We start from the raw sequence: 14977 nt of genomic DNA, 5'->3' as shown, positions 1-14977 counted from the left end.
CACCCCAAGCACCCCCCTCACCAACTCTGCACCCCCCACATCCGCCGAGTGGCACACCACCGTGGCAAAACCAGACAAATCCCCTCGATGGTGTGCCACTCGGCGGGGGTCAGGGGGTGGTGAGGGTGGTGAGGAAGGTGGACCACTCGGAGGGGGTGAAGGCGAGGGTGGGGCCGGTGGGGTGCTTGGAGTCTCGGATGCCGACCTTGCCGCCGGGCAACCACGCGACTTCGACGCAGTTGCCGCCCGACTCGCTGTAGCTGCTCTTGAACCATTGGGTCGCTGACGCGTTAGTGCTCACCCTCGTACCCTTTCGCTTTCCGCCGCAGAGCGTCTCGTGTTTCGTTCTCGCTCATGGCGGTAGCCCGAATAGCGCTCGCCAACTTATGGTAGCGCTGTACTTCAGTTGCCTTCTCGATGTAGACATCGCTGCTCAGGCCGCCCTCGAGGAAGACGATCGGCGGTTCTGGCGACCTGTTGGCCGAGAAGTTGTCGAAACTGAGCATGACGAACTGCCCATGCAATATGCCCCACGTCATGCCCGCAGAGTAGGGGCTGATCCGCACCGAAACGTTGGGGAGCTTACTGATTTCTGCCAGGTGCCGAAGTTGGACCGCCATGATCTGACGAGTCCCGATAAGTCGATGCAGAGCCGATTCGTGCAGCAGCACTTCGAGTTCCAGCGGTTTCGTCTTACGCGTGACGAGAACTTGCCGCTTCATGCGCCACTCAACCCGACGGTCTATTTCATCCGATGAGCCGCCAGGGTAGAACGCACTGATCAATGCCCTTGCGTAGGCGCGCGTTTGGAGCAGGCCTGGAACCTGCTCATGGTAGGCGGTCAGTTGGCGCGCCGAGGCTTCCAGCCCTACGTACATGTTGAGCTCGTCGCTGAACAGCCCGCCGTACGCGTGGTACCAGCTCTTGACCTTCGCCTGCTCCCCCAGGTCCACTGCTCGGGCGGTATCTGCCGCTTCGACGCCGTAGATCTCGCATAATGCGCGAACGTCCTGTTTGCGAATCCGTTGATTCCTACCGGCTTCGAGCCGCTGCAGTGCCGACTTCGAAAGGTCCGCGAGCCGTGCTGCGGCGTCGATTGTCAGGCCGTTTTTCTCCCGTTCCTCACGGAGGAATCGTCCCAGTTGCCGCCTCGGCAGGGTCGATGCGGGGCCGTCTTCATCATCCTTGCTGGTCATCGTTCCAGTTCCTCTACATGTGAACTCGAATCAAGCAGCGTCGATAGATGGGTCTGTTGTACCGCGAACGCGGGTCTGATCGTTGGGATTTGGGTCGTTTTCGGCTGGGATCCCATTTTCGGGCGTTTCGCTCGACTGCCGGTGGTGTGCTGGTCATACCAGCAATCCCCGAATGACGGGAGGTTCCAACGATGTTCGGGCTTCCAGCGACCGGGCACAATGCCCGGCCGGTGATGACTGAGGGTGAGGCGCTACGGGCCTTACGGGAGCATGCGGATTGTCCGATTACGGTGTGTCCGGCCAAGTTGCAGGCGAAGACGTATCTGGTGCGGCTCGGGAAGCGCGCGCCGAGGCCACCTTGGCGGGTCTGACATGGATGACATGCGGGATATCGAGATCCGGGTGTTGCGGGATGTTGTCGACGCGGTCGAGAGGCGGTTGCGTGCGCACGAGGCCGAGGGCGGATATGTTCTCGCGCCGCGCGCGCAGGTGTATGCCGCGGTGATCTATGCCGTGATCGCGAGCGCTCGGGCGAGCGGGCATTACGGCGCGGGAAGCCTGGCACGGGCCGCGCTGCTGGACGAGATTCTGGGAGGTGTCGAGGCGAACCCTTGGGAGGCAGCGATCTACGCCGTGGTGATGGACGGGGCGTTGATCTATTGAGCGCGGGAGCCGCCGACCCCTCATCGGTCAGCGGCTCCCGGCTGTGGGAATGGGGTGGTCAACCCCAGTGGGTGGTCAGTTGGCGGGTGAGGTGGGAGGCGGCGATGTCTTGGGCCAGTTGTTCGAGCAGGGAGCCGGCCTGGGACATGCAGATGGTGGGGTCGGGTTCGAGGTCGGTTAGGGCGTAGGCGTGGTCTATGCCGAAGCGGCGCAGGGTGTCTCGGTTGATGGTGCGGCGGCCGGAGACGGCTAGGACAGGGACTTCGGCGCGCCACGCTTCGCGGGCGACGCCTATCGGGGCCTTGCCGTTCAGGGTTTGTTCGTCGAGGGAACCCTCGCCGGTGATGACCAGGCGGGCGCCGGAGAGGGCCTGGGCGAAATCCAGTTGTTCCAGGATGATTTCGATGCCTGGGCGGAGGGTTGCGCCGAGGAAGGCGAGGGCGGCGAAGCCGACGCCGCCTGCCGCGCCTGCGCCGCGGCGGTCGGCCTCGTCGACGCCGAGGTCGCGGCGGGCGATTTCGGAGAAGCGGGACAGACCGGCCTCAAGAGCCTCGACCTCGCGGGGGCCCGCGCCCTTCTGCGGGCCGAAAATCTGTGCGGCACCGCGCTGTCCGAGCAACGGGTTGTCGACGTCGGACGCCACGACCACCGGAACCCGCAGCAGTTCGCTGGTGTCGATGCGCGCGAGCCGTCGCAGCGCCGCACCACCGGGAGGCAGCGGCCGGCCGTACGCGTCCAGGAACTTCGCACCGAGTGCGGTGAGCATGCCCGCTCCCCCATCGGTGCACGCACTGCCACCCAGCCCGAGCACCACCCGGCGCGCCCCACGCATGACGGCCGTGCGAATGAGCTGGCCCGTTCCGGCGCTGGTGGCGTTCAAAGCTGTTGCCGCAGTGGCCCTTCCGGGCAGTCGACGCAGTCCGGAAGCTTCGGCGAGCTCGATGACCGCCGTCTGATCACCGCCCATCGCGAACGAGGCGACCACCGGATTCCCCACCGGCCCGGTCACATTCGTCTGCAGCCCGGAGTACCCGGACGCGACCAGCGCGGCCACCGTCCCATCCCCGCCGTCGGCGACGGGAACCGTCACCACCGGCACATCCGGTCGCGCCGCGCGCAAACCGGCAGCCAGATGCGCGGCCACCTCCGGCGCGGTGAGCGAGCCACGGAATTTGTCGGGAGCCACGATGACGTGCCCCTCCTGCCACCCCTTCCGCACGCCGCCGCGAGGCTGAATCATCGCCCCGCCCCGACGATTCGGGTCACGTCGGCACGGCTGATGGCGCGGACCGGGTCGCAGCCCGCGCGACTGCTCATCCGCAGCCAGCCGAATTCGTCGCGGTCGAGATCGCGGGCCTTGCCGGAGCTGTCGATCTCGCTGGCCTCGATGAAATCCTCGCGGCTCATGGCGTGGGCCCGGCCGAATCAGGCTCGTGCTGTGCAGCGCCGCTTTCCGATCGTGCACTCTCGGTTTCAGAGTTCCCCGCCACCGCTGCCTGGGCCTCGCAGACCGGGGAGGGTGCATCCGAGACCGCCCCTACCACCGGCAGTTGGACGGTGTAGCGGTCGACGACCCAGCCTGCGGGCCAGGCCTGTTCGCCGTGGCCGTGGCGGTCGAGCCAGTGGGGCGGGCGGATCATCAGGTCGCTCACGAGGTGGCCTCGTTCGGGGTCTCCCGCCCGGAGAGGGTCTCGGCGACCAAGAGGAGGGCGGAGTGGTCGAGGGAGCCGTGGCCCATGGCGCGGGCGGCGGCGATGAGTTGGGCGGTCAACGCGCCCATGGGGATCGAAGCCTCGGCGTGGCGGGCGGTTTCCAGGAGGATGCCCATGTCCTTGTGGTGCAGGTCGATGCGGAAGCCGGGGCGGAAGTCGCGTTCCAGCATGGACTTTCGCTTGAGTTCGAGGATGCGGCTGCCCGCGAGGCCGCCGGCCAGGACGTCGAGGCCCTTGGCGGCGTCCGCGCCCAGGCTTTCCATGAGCACGATGGCCTCGGCGACGAGGGCGTAGGTGCCGCCGACGATCAGTTGGTTGGCGGCCTTCACGACCTGTCCAGCACCGTTGGGCCCGACCAATTCGTATGTTTTGCCGACAGCGGAGAACACCGGCTTCGCCGCCTCGAAATCCGCTTCGGACCCACCGACCATGATGGAGAGCACCGCATTCACGGCGCCCGCCTCGCCACCACTCACCGGTGCGTCCAGCACCCGCAGCCCCCGCTTCGCACCCTCCGCGGCGGTCCATTCGGACGTCTTCGGCGTGACAGTGGAGAAATCGATATAGAGCGCACCGGGTTTCGCGTGCTCGAGGATCTCGGTGAACACCTCGACGACCTGCTCGTCCTGCGGCAGCATCGTCACCACGACGTCCGCGGCGCGCACGGCCTCCGCCACGCTCGAGGCGCCCGACCCTCCCGCGGCCACCAGCTTCTCCACCGCGGCCGGTGACCGGTTGTAGCCGGTCACCTCATGACCGGCGGCCACCAGGTGCTCGGCCATCGGCCCACCCATGATGCCGAGGCCGATGAATCCGAGGCTGCTCACGCGATCCAACTCCAATCGTGTTCGGGGTCCTTGTATTCCAGGCCGATCCAGCCGTCGTAACCGACGGCGTCGAGTGCGGCGAACAGGCTTTCGAAGTCGAGCGTGCCGGTCCCGGGACGGCTGCGCTCGGGCGCATCGGCGATCTGCACGTGACCGATGTAGGGGGCGTAGCGCGAGATCACGCCGTGCAGGTCCTCACCCATGCGGGCGAGATGGTAAAGGTCGCAGAGGAATCGGAGATTCGGTTCGCCGACCGCGTCGATCACCCGCACCGCCCCGGCGGCCGAGACGATCGGATAGTCCGGCGATTCAATGGAATTCAGCGCCTCGAGCACCACCTGCGCGTCGATGCGCGCGGCGGCGCGAGCGGCCAGCCGCAGATTCTCCAGCGCCAGCTCGTCCTGCGCGGCCGGATCGACACCGGGAATCCGATTGCCGTACAACGCATTCAACGAGCGGCATCCCAGCCGCTCGGCAATCCCCACCGTCACATCGATATTGTCGCGGAATTCGCGCTCCCGCCCCGGCACCGACACCAGCCCCCGCCCGGCGGGCACCAGATCGATGAAGTTCAGCCCGATGAGCCGCACCCCCGCATCGGAAACCGCGGAGACGAACGCGTCGACCTCCTTGTCCCCCGGCACCGGGTTCTCGCCGAAGGGCCACCAGAATTCGACCGCCTCGAACCCCGCCGCCTTCGCCGCCGCCGGACGCTCCAGCAGCGGCAGATCGGTGAACAGGATCGAGCAGTGCGCGTCGAACTTCCGAAGCTTTCCCTCGGCGGTGTACCTCATCCTGCGATTTCCTCCCGATAACTGGCCCAGCTGCCGAAATCGGTGATGTCGATGAGCTGCGGGTAGTCGAAGATCGGGCGGCGCAACATCATGGACAACACCGAACGGTTGTCGTCCAAGGCAATCACACCCAGTTCCAGCTCCTGCGACTTGGCCGGGAGCAGCCGGTTGCGCAGCACGTCCATGGGCACGTCGAACAGCTCACCGGCGATGGGCGCGCCGCCGTAGGCCACCGGGTGCAGGCCGGGGAACCGGTCGGCGACCGAATAGAACCGGTAGGCGGCGGCCGTCTTGGCCTCCCCGGCGAAGGCCGCGTTCTCGAGCAGATAGTTCAGGGGTCCGCCGCGCATGGCACCCCCGTTCAGGAAGATCAAAGGCATTGCCGTGGTTCCTTTTCGGTCAAGGGAAAACAGTCGGTAGGTGAAGCGGATCGGTCCGCCGCGGGCCCCGGGTGGCCACCCGGACTCCTCACGGCGGACCGCACGGATTCCCGCGCGCTCACGTCACCACCGGCAGGCGATACACCGCATCCAGCAGCGCATCGAGTTTGGTATCGCGAGTGCGCACATGGGATTCCACGAACACGGTGACCTGCTCGTCGCCGCAACCGAGGGTTCGCACCCCGGTCACGGCATCGGCGAGCATGGTCTGGGCTCGAGCCACCACGTTCTCGTCGAGTTCGGCCCCGGCGGTCCACCAGGTGCCCAGCGCCATGATGGCGCCGCTGTCGAGGTCGCGGACCAGCGCCACGGCCTCCCCCTCAGCTCGCAGGACCAGGTCCACCGCATCGCGATTGGACTCGGTCACCGACTGGACGAACACCTGAATCGTTCCGAAGGTTTCCCGCGAGGAGCGTCCCGTGCGCAGCGACTCGCGGCACAACTCCCGGACCGCACCGTCCACCGCGACATCGGAAACGGTTCCGATGAAGGTGCCGTCGGCGGCCACGGCCAGCGCCGAGCCGATCGGACGGGGTGCCGAGCCGAGGTTCTCGATCACGGAGGCGAGGGCGTAATCCGTTCCCGCCTCGTGCCATTCGAGCAGTTGTGCCGCGATGTCGCGCATGGGTTAACTCCCGAGAGCCATTTCGATGCCGTTGATGCCGAAGTAGGCGACGAACACGACGCTCACCACGGCCACCAGCCAATGGATTTCGCGGAACTTGCCGCGAGCCAGCTTGATCACGGTGTAGGCGATCAGGCCCGCGCCCACGCCGTTGGTGATCGAGTAGGTGAAGGGCATGAGCACGATCGTGATGAACGCCGGGATGGCGACCTCGAGATCGTTCCAGTCGATCTTGCGGGCCTGGGTCATCATCAGCGCGCCGACCAGCACCAGGGCGGGGGCGGCGGCGTGCATCGGGACCACGGCCGCGATCGGGGTGAAGAAGATTGCGGCACAGAACAATCCGCCGGTGACCACGCTGGCCAGACCGGTACGGGCACCCTCACCGACACCCGTGGCGGACTCGACGTACACGGTGGAGCCGGCGCCGCCGGACAGGCCGCCGACGATCTGGGCGACACCGTCGGTGGTCAGGATCTTGCCCATACCGGGCACCTGCCCCTTGTCGTCGACCAGACCCGCCTCGTCACAGACACCGAAAACGGTTCCCATGGCGTCGAAGAAGCCGGTCAGCACCAGGGTGAACAGCACGGTGGTGGCGGTCATGGCACCCGCGGTGGCGAAGCCGCCGAACAGGTCGATGTGGCCCAGCAGACCGAAATCCGGGGTGGCGAACAGCGACTTGGGCTTCTCGGGCACGACCGTGCCCCACTCCTTCGGATCGATCTTCGCCATGGAGTTGACGATGATCGCCAGCACGGTCGCGATGGCGATGCTGATAAGGATCGCGCCCGGCACCTTGCGAATGAACAGCGCCAGCATGAGCAGCAGGCCGACGGCGAAAATCACTGTGGGCCAACCGGACAGGTGCCCGTCGACGCCCAGGGTCACCGGCGTACCGACGCCGTGTCCCACCACGCCCGCGGAGTACAGGCCGATCATGGCGATGAACATGCCGATGCCGACGCCGATGGCGTTCTTCATGGCCAGCGGAATGGCATTGATGATCATCGTCCGCAGGCCGGTGGCGGCCATGATCACGATGATGATGCCCATCAGCACCACCAGGCCCATGGCCTGCGGCCAGGTCATGTGCGGTGCGGCCTGGAAGGCGACGACCGGGACCAGACCGAGACCGGCGGCCAATGCGAGGGGCACATTGCCGACCACGCCCATCAGGACGGTGGTCAAGCCGGCGGAGAATGCGGTCGTGGTGGTCAGCTGCGCGATGGTCAGCTTGTCGCCGTGGGCGTCGGCGACGCCGCCGAGCATCAGCGGCACCAGCAATATGACATAGGCCATAGCGACGAATGTCGTGATGCCGCCGCGGATTTCGCGGGATACAGTGGTCTTGCGCTCGGATAGCTTGAAGAACTTCTCGAGCGCGGAACTCCGCGTGGTCTCCGATGTGGTGATCGGAGTCTGAGTCTGGGTCATGGCTGCCCTCCTATGGGCGTAGCCGACCTTTGGCGCGGGGGTGCTGGGGGATTTCCCGGGCCTCGGATTCGGTGATGCTTGTTGTGGGGTCCTTACCGCGAATGCGGACTTGCCCCTGTTAATCAACTTTTCCGGATGCTGTCGTCCGGACTTCCGGGAACAAGGGTGATGTTCCCGGTGCCGCCCCGCGTGCGGCAGGCATCGCGAATCGCTGCGGCGATCGCAGGTGTTGCAGGAGAGCGTGGGTGGTTCTCCGGTACTGCGGGTAGATCGAGGATTGTGGGTTCTACCAGAACGTCATCGGTTCTCCTGTCGCATGATTCGCCGATTGGCGTCGACGCCGGCCTGCGCGACCGCGTCGTGCGGCATGGTCTTCAGCTCGTCGTTCTCCACGACGGTGTTGCCACCGACGAGCAACCGGGCGAGCGGGGGCTGCGGACCGAACACCAACGCGCACACCGGGTCTTCGAGAGCGGCACGGAAACCGTCCACACGCCAGACCGCGATATCGGCCAGTTTTCCGACCTCGAGCGAGCCGATCTCGTTGTGACGGCCCAGGTTTCGGGCGCCGCCGAGCGTGCCGACCTCCAGCGCCTGGCGGGCGGTCAGGGCTCGGGGGCCGTGCACGGCGCGCTGGAACAGCAGCGCCTGGCGCATCTCCCCCGCCATCGAGGTCAGCTCGGCCGAGGCCGCGCCGTCCACACCCAGGCCGACCGGAGCACCGGCCGCGAGCAGATCGGTGACCCGCGCGATCCCCGCGCCCAGGCGGGCATTCGACGTCGGGCAGTGCGCGGAACCGGTACCGGTCTTCGCGAACGCCGCGATGTCCTTGTCGTGCAGATGCACCGCATGCGCGAACCACACGTCCTCGCCGAGCCAGCCCAGCTTCTCCATGTATTCGACAGGCGTGCAACCCATCTGCTCGATGCAGTGCTCTTCCTCGTCGAGGGTCTCGGCGAGGTGGGTGTGCAGGCGGACACCATGCTGCCGGGCCAGCGCGGCAGACTCGACCATCAAACCCTCCGACACCGAGAACGGCGAGCAGGGGGCGACAGCCACGCGCAGCATGGAATCGAACGACGGGTCGTGGTACTTACGAATGATTTCCTCTGTGCTGGACAGGATTTCGTCGCGATTCTCCACCACCTCGTCCGGCGGCAGACCGCCCTGCGACTGCCCGCGGTCCATGGAGCCGCGGCAGGGGTGGAAGCGCAGGCCGATCTCGCGCGCCGCCCGCACCTCCGCCTCGAACACGTCACCGCGCCCCTTGGGGAAGATGTAGTGGTGATCGGTGGAGGTGGTGGTGCCGGTCAGCGCCAGCCAGCCCAGGCCCGCGGTGGCCGCGCCGTGCACGATCTCGGCGTCCATGGTCGCCCATAGGCGGTACAGCCCGGTCAGCCACTCGAACAGGGTGGCGTCCTGGAACAGGCCCTGGGTGGCCCACTGGTAGAGGTGGTGGTGGGTATTCACCAGGCCCGGGGTCACCAGGCAACCGGTGCCGGAGAGGCGTTCAGCACCCACCACCATCGGCGCCGGTCCCGCGCCGAGGCCTTCGATCCGACCGTCGTCACCGACGATCAGATAACCGTTCGGGATCTCGTCACCGACAACCGGTGCGATATAAGCGTTCTCGATAACGAGCTTGGTCACGTTCGATCCTCTTACTGACAGTCCAGCAGCTTCCGGACGCGCAGGCCGGTGATGTCGGCCAGTTCGCGCCGGACGACCAGCTGCTCGTCGGGAATCGAATTGCCCAGGCGGATCCGGAGTTCGGACAGCATCTCGGCGGCGCTCCGACCCGCGGCGCGGATCAGGAAGACATGGCCGAAGCGTTCTTCGTAGGCCACGTTGCCGGCCGCGAGTTCCGCCTTGATCTGCGCGTCGGCGTCGGTCGTGCCGGATTGCTCGTCGGCGGACCACTTGGCCTCTTGCTCGGACTGGTGCTTGGCGGCGGTGCGCTCACCGATGCGCGGGTGCGCCGAGAGCGCTTCCTCGATGTCGGACCACGACAGCTCCGTGACCCCGGACACCGCGGCGGCCAGCAGGCTCGCATCGTCGGTGTAAGGGCGGTTCGCGACCATCTTGCGGGCCCAGGCACGGGAAGCGTTGCAGGTCAGCAACTGGGCTTCCGCGTCCTCCAGGGACAGCGAACCGAGCCATTCCAGGCGACTCGACATCCGACCTCCAAACCCTCATTGGCGTGTTTCCACTACCTAACCCGTCCGGTGCTCACCCCCGAAAGGACGAGACATCCGAATCTGTGTCCTGGAACACAGGGACTCGTTTGTAGTTACATCCAAGTTCGGTAACCCGGGCGTCACCGACTGTTAGCGTGGGAAAAATGCGGTTACGTTCCCTGCTGACCATGAGCGACCTGGGCCTGCGGCTCGTCACCGGAGAGGACGAGCTCGACCGTTTCGTACGCTGGGTAGTAACTACCGACATGCTAGATCCCAGCCGATACCTCTCCGGCGGTGAGTTCGTCCTAACCGGCCTGCAATGGCGCACCCAACCCCAGGACAGCGAGCAATTCGTCAGCAATCTCGCGAAGGCGCGGGTGGCGGCGGTCGCGGCGGGCAGTGCCCTGTTCGGCGAATCGCCGCAGGATTTGATCGACGCTTGTAAGAAACACCGAATCCCGCTCTTCGAGGTCGAAGAGGAGATCGCGTTCGCCACGGTCACCGAGCAGATCAACCGGCGGCTGTCCTCCGGGCGGGCCGCGGATCTGAGCGCGATTCTGGACCGGCACCGGCAGTTGGTGTCCGGCGGTGGCCTCGACTCGGTGCTGGATCTCGTGCATCGCACGCTTGGCACGCGCTGCTGGGTGGTGTCGTCGCTCGGGCGCGTGGTCGCCGGGCCCACGCGCGACCTGCCCGACCAGGTGCGATCGGCGTTCCTGGGCGCGAAGCGGCTGCCGCATGTGCTTTCCCACAGCCAGGTGCGGTACTCGCTGTTCGCGGTGGATGCCGATGGGACCTCGCGGATCGCGGACTGGTTCCTGGTCTTCGAGAGTGATTACAAGGACTGGCCGGAGGACCGGCGGGCGCTGATCGGCGAGCTGGCCGCGGTCGTCTCGCTCGAGCGGGCGCGGTTGGACGATCGGCAGAGCGCCGAAGGGCGGCTCGCGCAGGAACTGATCGAGCTGATCATGTCCGACGCCAAGCCGGCCGACATCATCTCCCGGCTGGAACTCACCGGATTGGGTCTGTCGGACCGCTATCTCGCGGTGGCGGCCACCGCGGATTCGGGTGCCGTGCGCCCGGGCGAGCTGCGCTCGGTGCTGCGTGAGATTCTCTCCGGGCGCGGCCCGGCCATCGGCGTGGTCGACGGCGAGGTGATTCTGCTGGTCGCCCTGGGTGATGAGCAGGCGCTCGACGACCACATCCATCGCGCGATCGAGGCCCTGGAACCGGGTCTGCAGCAGAGTCGACTATCGGTCGGCATCAGTGGCGCGGTCGACGGCGAGGGTCTGCGCGGCGCGGTCGAGGAGGCCCGCTACGCACGCCGGATGGCCGCCGAACGCCAGCAGCCCACCAGCGTGGTCCGCCACGACGAGCTGGCCACCCACATGCTGCTGCTGGCCAGCGTCCCCGACGAGGTCCGCCGGATGTTCCGCGTCCGCCTGCTCGACCCGCTGCGCGTCTACGACCAGGACAACCGGGCCGATCTCGTGCACACCCTGGAGACCTTCCTCGAGGTCTCCGGCTCCTGGACCAAGTGCGCGGATCTGCTTCATCTGCACGTCAATACACTGCGCTACCGCATCCAGCGCATCGAGGAACTCACCAACCGCGACCTGTCGCGCCTGGAAGATCGCGTCGACTTCTTCCTCGCCCTCGCCCTTCGCTGACCGCACAGGCGAACATCCTCGTCATCCAGGCGCGCATCCTCGTCATCCCGGCGCGCATCCTCGTCATCCCGGCGTGCTTTTGGCCGGGATCCACTGCAACGGTGTGGATTCCGGCCAAAAGCACGCCGGAATGACGGAGCGGCATCAATCACAGCGCCGCACGTATTGATCGACGTCTCAGCATCTATTGCATCGCCGCCACCGATAGTCGACAGCTATCGGTAGCGGCGATGAGGTATCAGCGAATCGGTCCGGAGGGCTCAAGTTCGATCAAGCGTGGTGGCGGTGCGCCGTGCGGGAGGCTCGGGCCTACTGCCAGCAGGCTGCCCGGCGTGCGGCCCTTCCCCCAGCCGAGTTGCTCTCGGTAGCGGCCGATATGGGCTTCCGGGATGGCGTCGCGGTCGGCCAGCGGGGTGGCATCGGGGGCGACGTAGAGGGCGTCGACCGGGCAGTATGCCTCGCACATGAAGCAGGTCTGGCAGTCGGATTGCCTTGCGATGAGCGGTATTCCGCTGTCGGTGCGGTCGAAGACGTCGGTGGGGCAGACGTCGACGCACTTGTCGCAGGCGATGCAGTCGTCCGCGCGGATCATCTCGATCATCACGCCACCGCCGCGGGCGCTTCGGAGGCGGGTTCGGCCGCGATCCAGATCCGATCCTGGCCGCCGGACAGGATGTGATGGTGCTGCGTGGGGTCCAGTTCCGGATGATCCTCGCGCTTGCTCATGCCCCGAGTCTCGGTGCGCGCCAGCGTGGATCGGTACATCAGGCGGCCGACGGCGGTGATGGCGGCGGCCTGACGGGACCGGACCCGGTCCGCGCCCGACCCGCCCAAACCTTGTGCGGCCCGCTGCCATAGTTCGTCGAGGGCGGTCAACGCGGGGCGAAGACGATCACCGTGGCGCAGATAGTTCTTCTCGAACGGGATGAGCTCCCCCCGCGCGGCGGCCACCACCTCCTCCGCCGACACCGATTCCGTTGCCTCGGGCCGCAATCCGACCCGGCCCACGCCGCGCACGGCCGCCGCGTCCACCCGCCCCGACCGCAGTGCGAACTCCGCCGCACCCCGGCCCGCCCAGCTGCCGGAGGACATGGCCCAGGCCGAATTGTGGCTGCCACCGCCGGTGAAGCCGCCGCAGATCCGTTCCCGCGTCGCCGCGTCGCCCGCCGCGTACAGGCCGGGAGCCGTTGTGGCGCAATCGTCGTCGATGACATCGATACCGCCGGTGCCGCGCACTGTACCCTCGGCCAGCAGATCAACCTCGAAACGGTCGGTGAACGGGTCGATGCCGCGGCGATCGAACTGGAGGAAGAAGTTGGGCTGCCCCAATCGCATCTGGGCTTGCACCTGCACGTCGGCGCGGTCCAGTTGCGCGAACACCTTCTCCGACAACAGGGTTCGCGCGATCACCGAACGCCCCTTGGTGGAGCCCGCGCCCTCGAGCACCCGGCCGTCCTCGTGGAAGAAGGTGGCGTAGCCGTAGTAGGCGGTCTTGGTGATGGTCGAGCCCTTGGGGACGATGGCGTAGGCGTTGGAGAACTCCATGCCCGAGAAGCGCGCCCCGGCCTCGGCGGCCATGAGCGCACCGTCACCGGTGTCGACGTTGGTGCCCAGCGCCCGAGACAGGAAGGCGCAGCCGCCGGTGGCCAGCACCACCGCCCCGGCCGTCACCTTGTAGTCCTGATCGGCCTGCCGCCGGTATCCCGCCGCGCCCCGCACCACGCCGTCGGCATCGACCAGAAGTTCCAGTGCCGGTGAGTGATCCAGGATCCGGACGCCCAGCCGCTGTACCCACGCGCGCATGCGCCGCATGTACTCCGGGCCCTGCACGCCGGTGCGCAGCTGTTCACCGGTCGCCGGATCGACGGGGAACGGGTAGCGGCCCTCGACCGCGAGCCGGTTCATGTTCGCGTAGGTCTGATCCAGGACGCGGTCCATCCAATAGTGGTCGGCCAGATGCCCGCCCAGCGCCTCACGGCTGGCCTTGGCCTTGGCACGGGCGGTGGCCTCGGGGGCGACATACCATACGCCGGTGCCCGAAGGCGCTGTGGCGCCGCTGGTTCCGCAATAGCCCTTGTCCACCAGCACCACCTCCGCGCCCGCTTCCCGGGCGTGTACGGCCGCCCAGCACGCGGCGGGGCCGCCGCCGATCACCAGCACGTCGGTACTTATCTGCCACGGTTCGCTCATCGGCACGTTCCTCACGGGAGTCGGTGTCCGGAACGGTAAGTCGGCCGGTCGATGCCGCCGAAGGGTTCGAATCACGGCGATCGGATGGCGGCGGAATTTTCCACCTCGTGGAATCCGGCTTGCTCCGCGCGCGGAACCCGGATACGGATCAGCGGCAGGCTTCCGCCATGCCGCTCAGCCATTCTCGGATGGCCACCCGCTGCTCGGGGCTGAATCCGGCCTCCAGCTCGGCTTCACGGCGGCCGACCAGGTCGTGCACCTTCACGTAGAGCGCCCGCCCCGCCTCGGTGATGTGGATCTGATGCGTGCGGCGGTCGGTCGGGTGCGGGCGACGTTCGATGAGGCCGTCACGTTCGAGGTTGGCGAGCAGTTCGTTGGCGGCCTGGCGGGTGCTGCCGACCTCGCGGGCGATCTCCGAGACCGACATGCCGGGCTCGCCCTGGGTCATCATCAGCATGGCGTACTGCGAGGTGGTGAGGTTGAACTCCGCCAGCACCTCGCCGATCGAGGCGCGCATGCTCAGCCACACCTTGCGGACCATGAAGGTCAGCGACCCCCCTGTGCCACAATGGAATTCGTCCTCCCACGCCTGCGCGGACCTACCCGAACCGTCGCGGCTCACCGGCACCACCCTTTCCAGAGATTGACAGGTACCTGACAATTCGGCACACTCGTGATCGTCAGGTTCCTACCAATCTTATCGAAGGTTTCCATGACCGCGCCTGTGACGCTGCCGAAACCGCGGCAGCGACTGATTCTCTCGGTACTGCTGCTCTCCTCCCTGTTGATCTGGATCGACAACACCATCCTGTCCACCGCGCTCGAGACGCTCGCCGATCCGGTGCGCGGACTGGGCGCGAATCCCGCTCAGCTGCAATGGGCTTCAGGGTCCTACACGCTGGTGTTCGCCGCGCTGATGTTCACCGCCGGGGCGCTCGGCGACCGATTCGGACACCGCAGCGTGCTGGCGACCGGACTGGTCGTCTTCGCCCTCTCCTCGATCTGGGCCGCCTACGCCGGGGATCCGGGGCAGCTCATCGCCGCGCGCGCCGTCATGGGCGTGGGCAGCGCGCTGATCATGCCCGGCACCATGGCCACCGTCACCTGGACGTTCACCGGGCCGGATCGGGCGGCCGCGATCGGGCTCTTCTCCACCTCCGCCGGCGTCGGGCTGGCGGCCGGACCGCTGCTGGCCGGGGTGCTGCTCGACCACTTCTGGTGGGGCTCGGTGTTTCTCGTGAAC

The 14977-nt window shown here is 67.0% G+C and carries 17 protein-coding genes; 3 read left to right on the top strand and 14 right to left on the bottom strand.

All coding sequences use genetic code 11. The features are described 5' to 3' along the window. Window positions 1-109 precede the first annotated feature (109 nt). On the bottom strand, window positions 110-301 hold the full coding sequence (locus tag ON43_RS37875) for a DUF397 domain-containing protein (protein WP_040815513.1): 192 nt from the start codon (window positions 299-301) through the stop codon (window positions 110-112). Next, the gene (locus tag ON43_RS37870; protein ID WP_040815512.1) at window positions 291-1196 is read right to left on the bottom strand and encodes a helix-turn-helix domain-containing protein; all 906 of its coding nucleotides are present in this window, start codon (window positions 1194-1196) and stop codon (window positions 291-293) included. The genes ON43_RS37875 and ON43_RS37870 overlap by 11 nt, the downstream gene beginning before the upstream one ends. A 372-nt stretch (window positions 1197-1568) precedes the next feature. On the opposite strand from ON43_RS37870, the gene ON43_RS37865 reads away from it, so the two are divergent. Beyond that, the gene (locus ON43_RS37865) at window positions 1569-1859 is read left to right on the top strand and encodes a hypothetical protein (RefSeq protein ID WP_040815511.1); all 291 of its coding nucleotides are present in this window, start codon (window positions 1569-1571) and stop codon (window positions 1857-1859) included. Window positions 1860-1917: 58 nt separating this feature from the next. Here ON43_RS37865 and ON43_RS37860 read toward each other — a convergent pair whose 3' ends face one another. The 9 genes from ON43_RS37860 to uraD form a co-directional block, all read right to left on the bottom strand. Then, window positions 1918-3099: a glycerate kinase gene (locus ON43_RS37860; protein WP_051179860.1), complete on the bottom strand. Its 1182-nt coding sequence runs from the start codon at window positions 3097-3099 to the stop codon at window positions 1918-1920. Further along, window positions 3096-3266, bottom strand: a complete 171-nt coding sequence (locus ON43_RS45275) for a hypothetical protein (RefSeq protein WP_157514350.1) — start codon at window positions 3264-3266, stop codon at window positions 3096-3098. The genes ON43_RS37860 and ON43_RS45275 overlap by 4 nt, the downstream gene beginning before the upstream one ends. 241 nt (window positions 3267-3507) lie before the next feature. Further along, a complete protein-coding gene (locus ON43_RS37855; RefSeq protein ID WP_083914148.1) occupies window positions 3508-4398 on the bottom strand; it encodes an NAD(P)-dependent oxidoreductase in 891 nt (296 codons plus the stop codon). Continuing rightward, a complete protein-coding gene (locus tag ON43_RS37850; protein WP_040815510.1) occupies window positions 4395-5192 on the bottom strand; it encodes a hydroxypyruvate isomerase family protein in 798 nt (265 codons plus the stop codon). Before ON43_RS37850 ends, ON43_RS37855 begins: the two co-directional genes overlap by 4 nt. Further along, window positions 5189-5572 carry an allophanate hydrolase-related protein gene (locus tag ON43_RS37845; RefSeq protein WP_040815509.1) on the bottom strand — a complete coding sequence of 128 codons (384 nt, stop codon included), beginning with the start codon at window positions 5570-5572 and terminating at the stop codon, window positions 5189-5191. The genes ON43_RS37850 and ON43_RS37845 overlap by 4 nt, the downstream gene beginning before the upstream one ends. Window positions 5573-5690: 118 nt before the next feature. After that, window positions 5691-6257: an XdhC family protein gene (locus ON43_RS37840; RefSeq protein ID WP_051179859.1), complete on the bottom strand. Its 567-nt coding sequence runs from the start codon at window positions 6255-6257 to the stop codon at window positions 5691-5693. 3 nt (window positions 6258-6260) lie between these two features. Next, on the bottom strand, window positions 6261-7694 hold the full coding sequence (locus tag ON43_RS37835) for an NCS2 family permease (protein WP_040815508.1): 1434 nt from the start codon (window positions 7692-7694) through the stop codon (window positions 6261-6263). A gap of 297 nt (window positions 7695-7991) precedes the next feature. Continuing rightward, window positions 7992-9344 carry an 8-oxoguanine deaminase gene (locus tag ON43_RS37830; protein WP_040815507.1) on the bottom strand — a complete coding sequence of 451 codons (1353 nt, stop codon included), beginning with the start codon at window positions 9342-9344 and terminating at the stop codon, window positions 7992-7994. Between the two features lie 11 nt (window positions 9345-9355). Further along, window positions 9356-9871: a 2-oxo-4-hydroxy-4-carboxy-5-ureidoimidazoline decarboxylase gene (gene uraD / locus ON43_RS37825; RefSeq protein ID WP_051179857.1), complete on the bottom strand. Its 516-nt coding sequence runs from the start codon at window positions 9869-9871 to the stop codon at window positions 9356-9358. A gap of 164 nt (window positions 9872-10035) precedes the next feature. Between uraD and ON43_RS37820 the strand changes: the two genes are divergently transcribed. Beyond that, window positions 10036-11544, top strand: a complete 1509-nt coding sequence (locus ON43_RS37820) for a PucR family transcriptional regulator (protein WP_040815506.1) — start codon at window positions 10036-10038, stop codon at window positions 11542-11544. A gap of 238 nt (window positions 11545-11782) precedes the next feature. Here ON43_RS37820 and ON43_RS37815 read toward each other — a convergent pair whose 3' ends face one another. The 3 genes from ON43_RS37815 to ON43_RS37805 all read right to left on the bottom strand — a co-directional run bounded on the left by ON43_RS37815 (window position 11783) and on the right by ON43_RS37805 (window position 14356). After that, the gene (locus ON43_RS37815; protein ID WP_040815505.1) at window positions 11783-12145 is read right to left on the bottom strand and encodes a 4Fe-4S dicluster domain-containing protein; all 363 of its coding nucleotides are present in this window, start codon (window positions 12143-12145) and stop codon (window positions 11783-11785) included. Beyond that, window positions 12145-13734 carry an FAD-dependent oxidoreductase gene (locus ON43_RS37810; protein WP_040815504.1) on the bottom strand — a complete coding sequence of 530 codons (1590 nt, stop codon included), beginning with the start codon at window positions 13732-13734 and terminating at the stop codon, window positions 12145-12147. The genes ON43_RS37815 and ON43_RS37810 overlap by 1 nt, the downstream gene beginning before the upstream one ends. A 148-nt stretch (window positions 13735-13882) precedes the next feature. Continuing rightward, window positions 13883-14356: a MarR family winged helix-turn-helix transcriptional regulator gene (locus tag ON43_RS37805; RefSeq protein WP_218003488.1), complete on the bottom strand. Its 474-nt coding sequence runs from the start codon at window positions 14354-14356 to the stop codon at window positions 13883-13885. A gap of 90 nt (window positions 14357-14446) precedes the next feature. Between ON43_RS37805 and ON43_RS37800 the strand changes: the two genes are divergently transcribed. Continuing rightward, window positions 14447-14977 (top strand): MFS transporter (locus tag ON43_RS37800; protein WP_040815503.1); only part of this gene is annotated, 531 nt, incomplete at its 3' end.

The sequence above is a fragment of the Nocardia concava NBRC 100430 genome (assembly GCF_000308815.1).
GTDB classification, from domain to species: domain Bacteria; phylum Actinomycetota; class Actinomycetes; order Mycobacteriales; family Mycobacteriaceae; genus Nocardia; species Nocardia concava.
This window is presented reverse-complemented; position numbering and strand designations above follow the sequence as displayed.

Bases quoted from the DNA above. Each gene is read 5' to 3' on its own strand.
- ON43_RS37870 (WP_040815512.1), bottom strand. From the start codon at position 1,196: ATGACCAGCAAGGATGATGAAGACGGCCCCGCATCGACCCTGCCGAGG.
- ON43_RS37865 (WP_040815511.1), top strand. From the start codon at position 1,569: ATGGATGACATGCGGGATATCGAGATCCGGGTGTTGCGGGATGTTGTC.
- ON43_RS37860 (WP_051179860.1), bottom strand. From the start codon at position 3,099: ATGATTCAGCCTCGCGGCGGCGTGCGGAAGGGGTGGCAGGAGGGGCAC.
- ON43_RS45275 (WP_157514350.1), bottom strand. From the start codon at position 3,266: ATGAGCCGCGAGGATTTCATCGAGGCCAGCGAGATCGACAGCTCCGGC.
- ON43_RS37850 (WP_040815510.1), bottom strand. From the start codon at position 5,192: ATGAGGTACACCGCCGAGGGAAAGCTTCGGAAGTTCGACGCGCACTGC.
- ON43_RS37845 (WP_040815509.1), bottom strand. From the start codon at position 5,572: ATGCCTTTGATCTTCCTGAACGGGGGTGCCATGCGCGGCGGACCCCTG.
- ON43_RS37840 (WP_051179859.1), bottom strand. From the start codon at position 6,257: ATGCGCGACATCGCGGCACAACTGCTCGAATGGCACGAGGCGGGAACG.
- ON43_RS37835 (WP_040815508.1), bottom strand. From the start codon at position 7,694: ATGACCCAGACTCAGACTCCGATCACCACATCGGAGACCACGCGGAGT.
- uraD (WP_051179857.1), bottom strand. From the start codon at position 9,871: ATGTCGAGTCGCCTGGAATGGCTCGGTTCGCTGTCCCTGGAGGACGCG.
- ON43_RS37820 (WP_040815506.1), top strand. From the start codon at position 10,036: ATGCGGTTACGTTCCCTGCTGACCATGAGCGACCTGGGCCTGCGGCTC.
- ON43_RS37815 (WP_040815505.1), bottom strand. From the start codon at position 12,145: ATGATCGAGATGATCCGCGCGGACGACTGCATCGCCTGCGACAAGTGC.
- ON43_RS37810 (WP_040815504.1), bottom strand. From the start codon at position 13,734: ATGAGCGAACCGTGGCAGATAAGTACCGACGTGCTGGTGATCGGCGGC.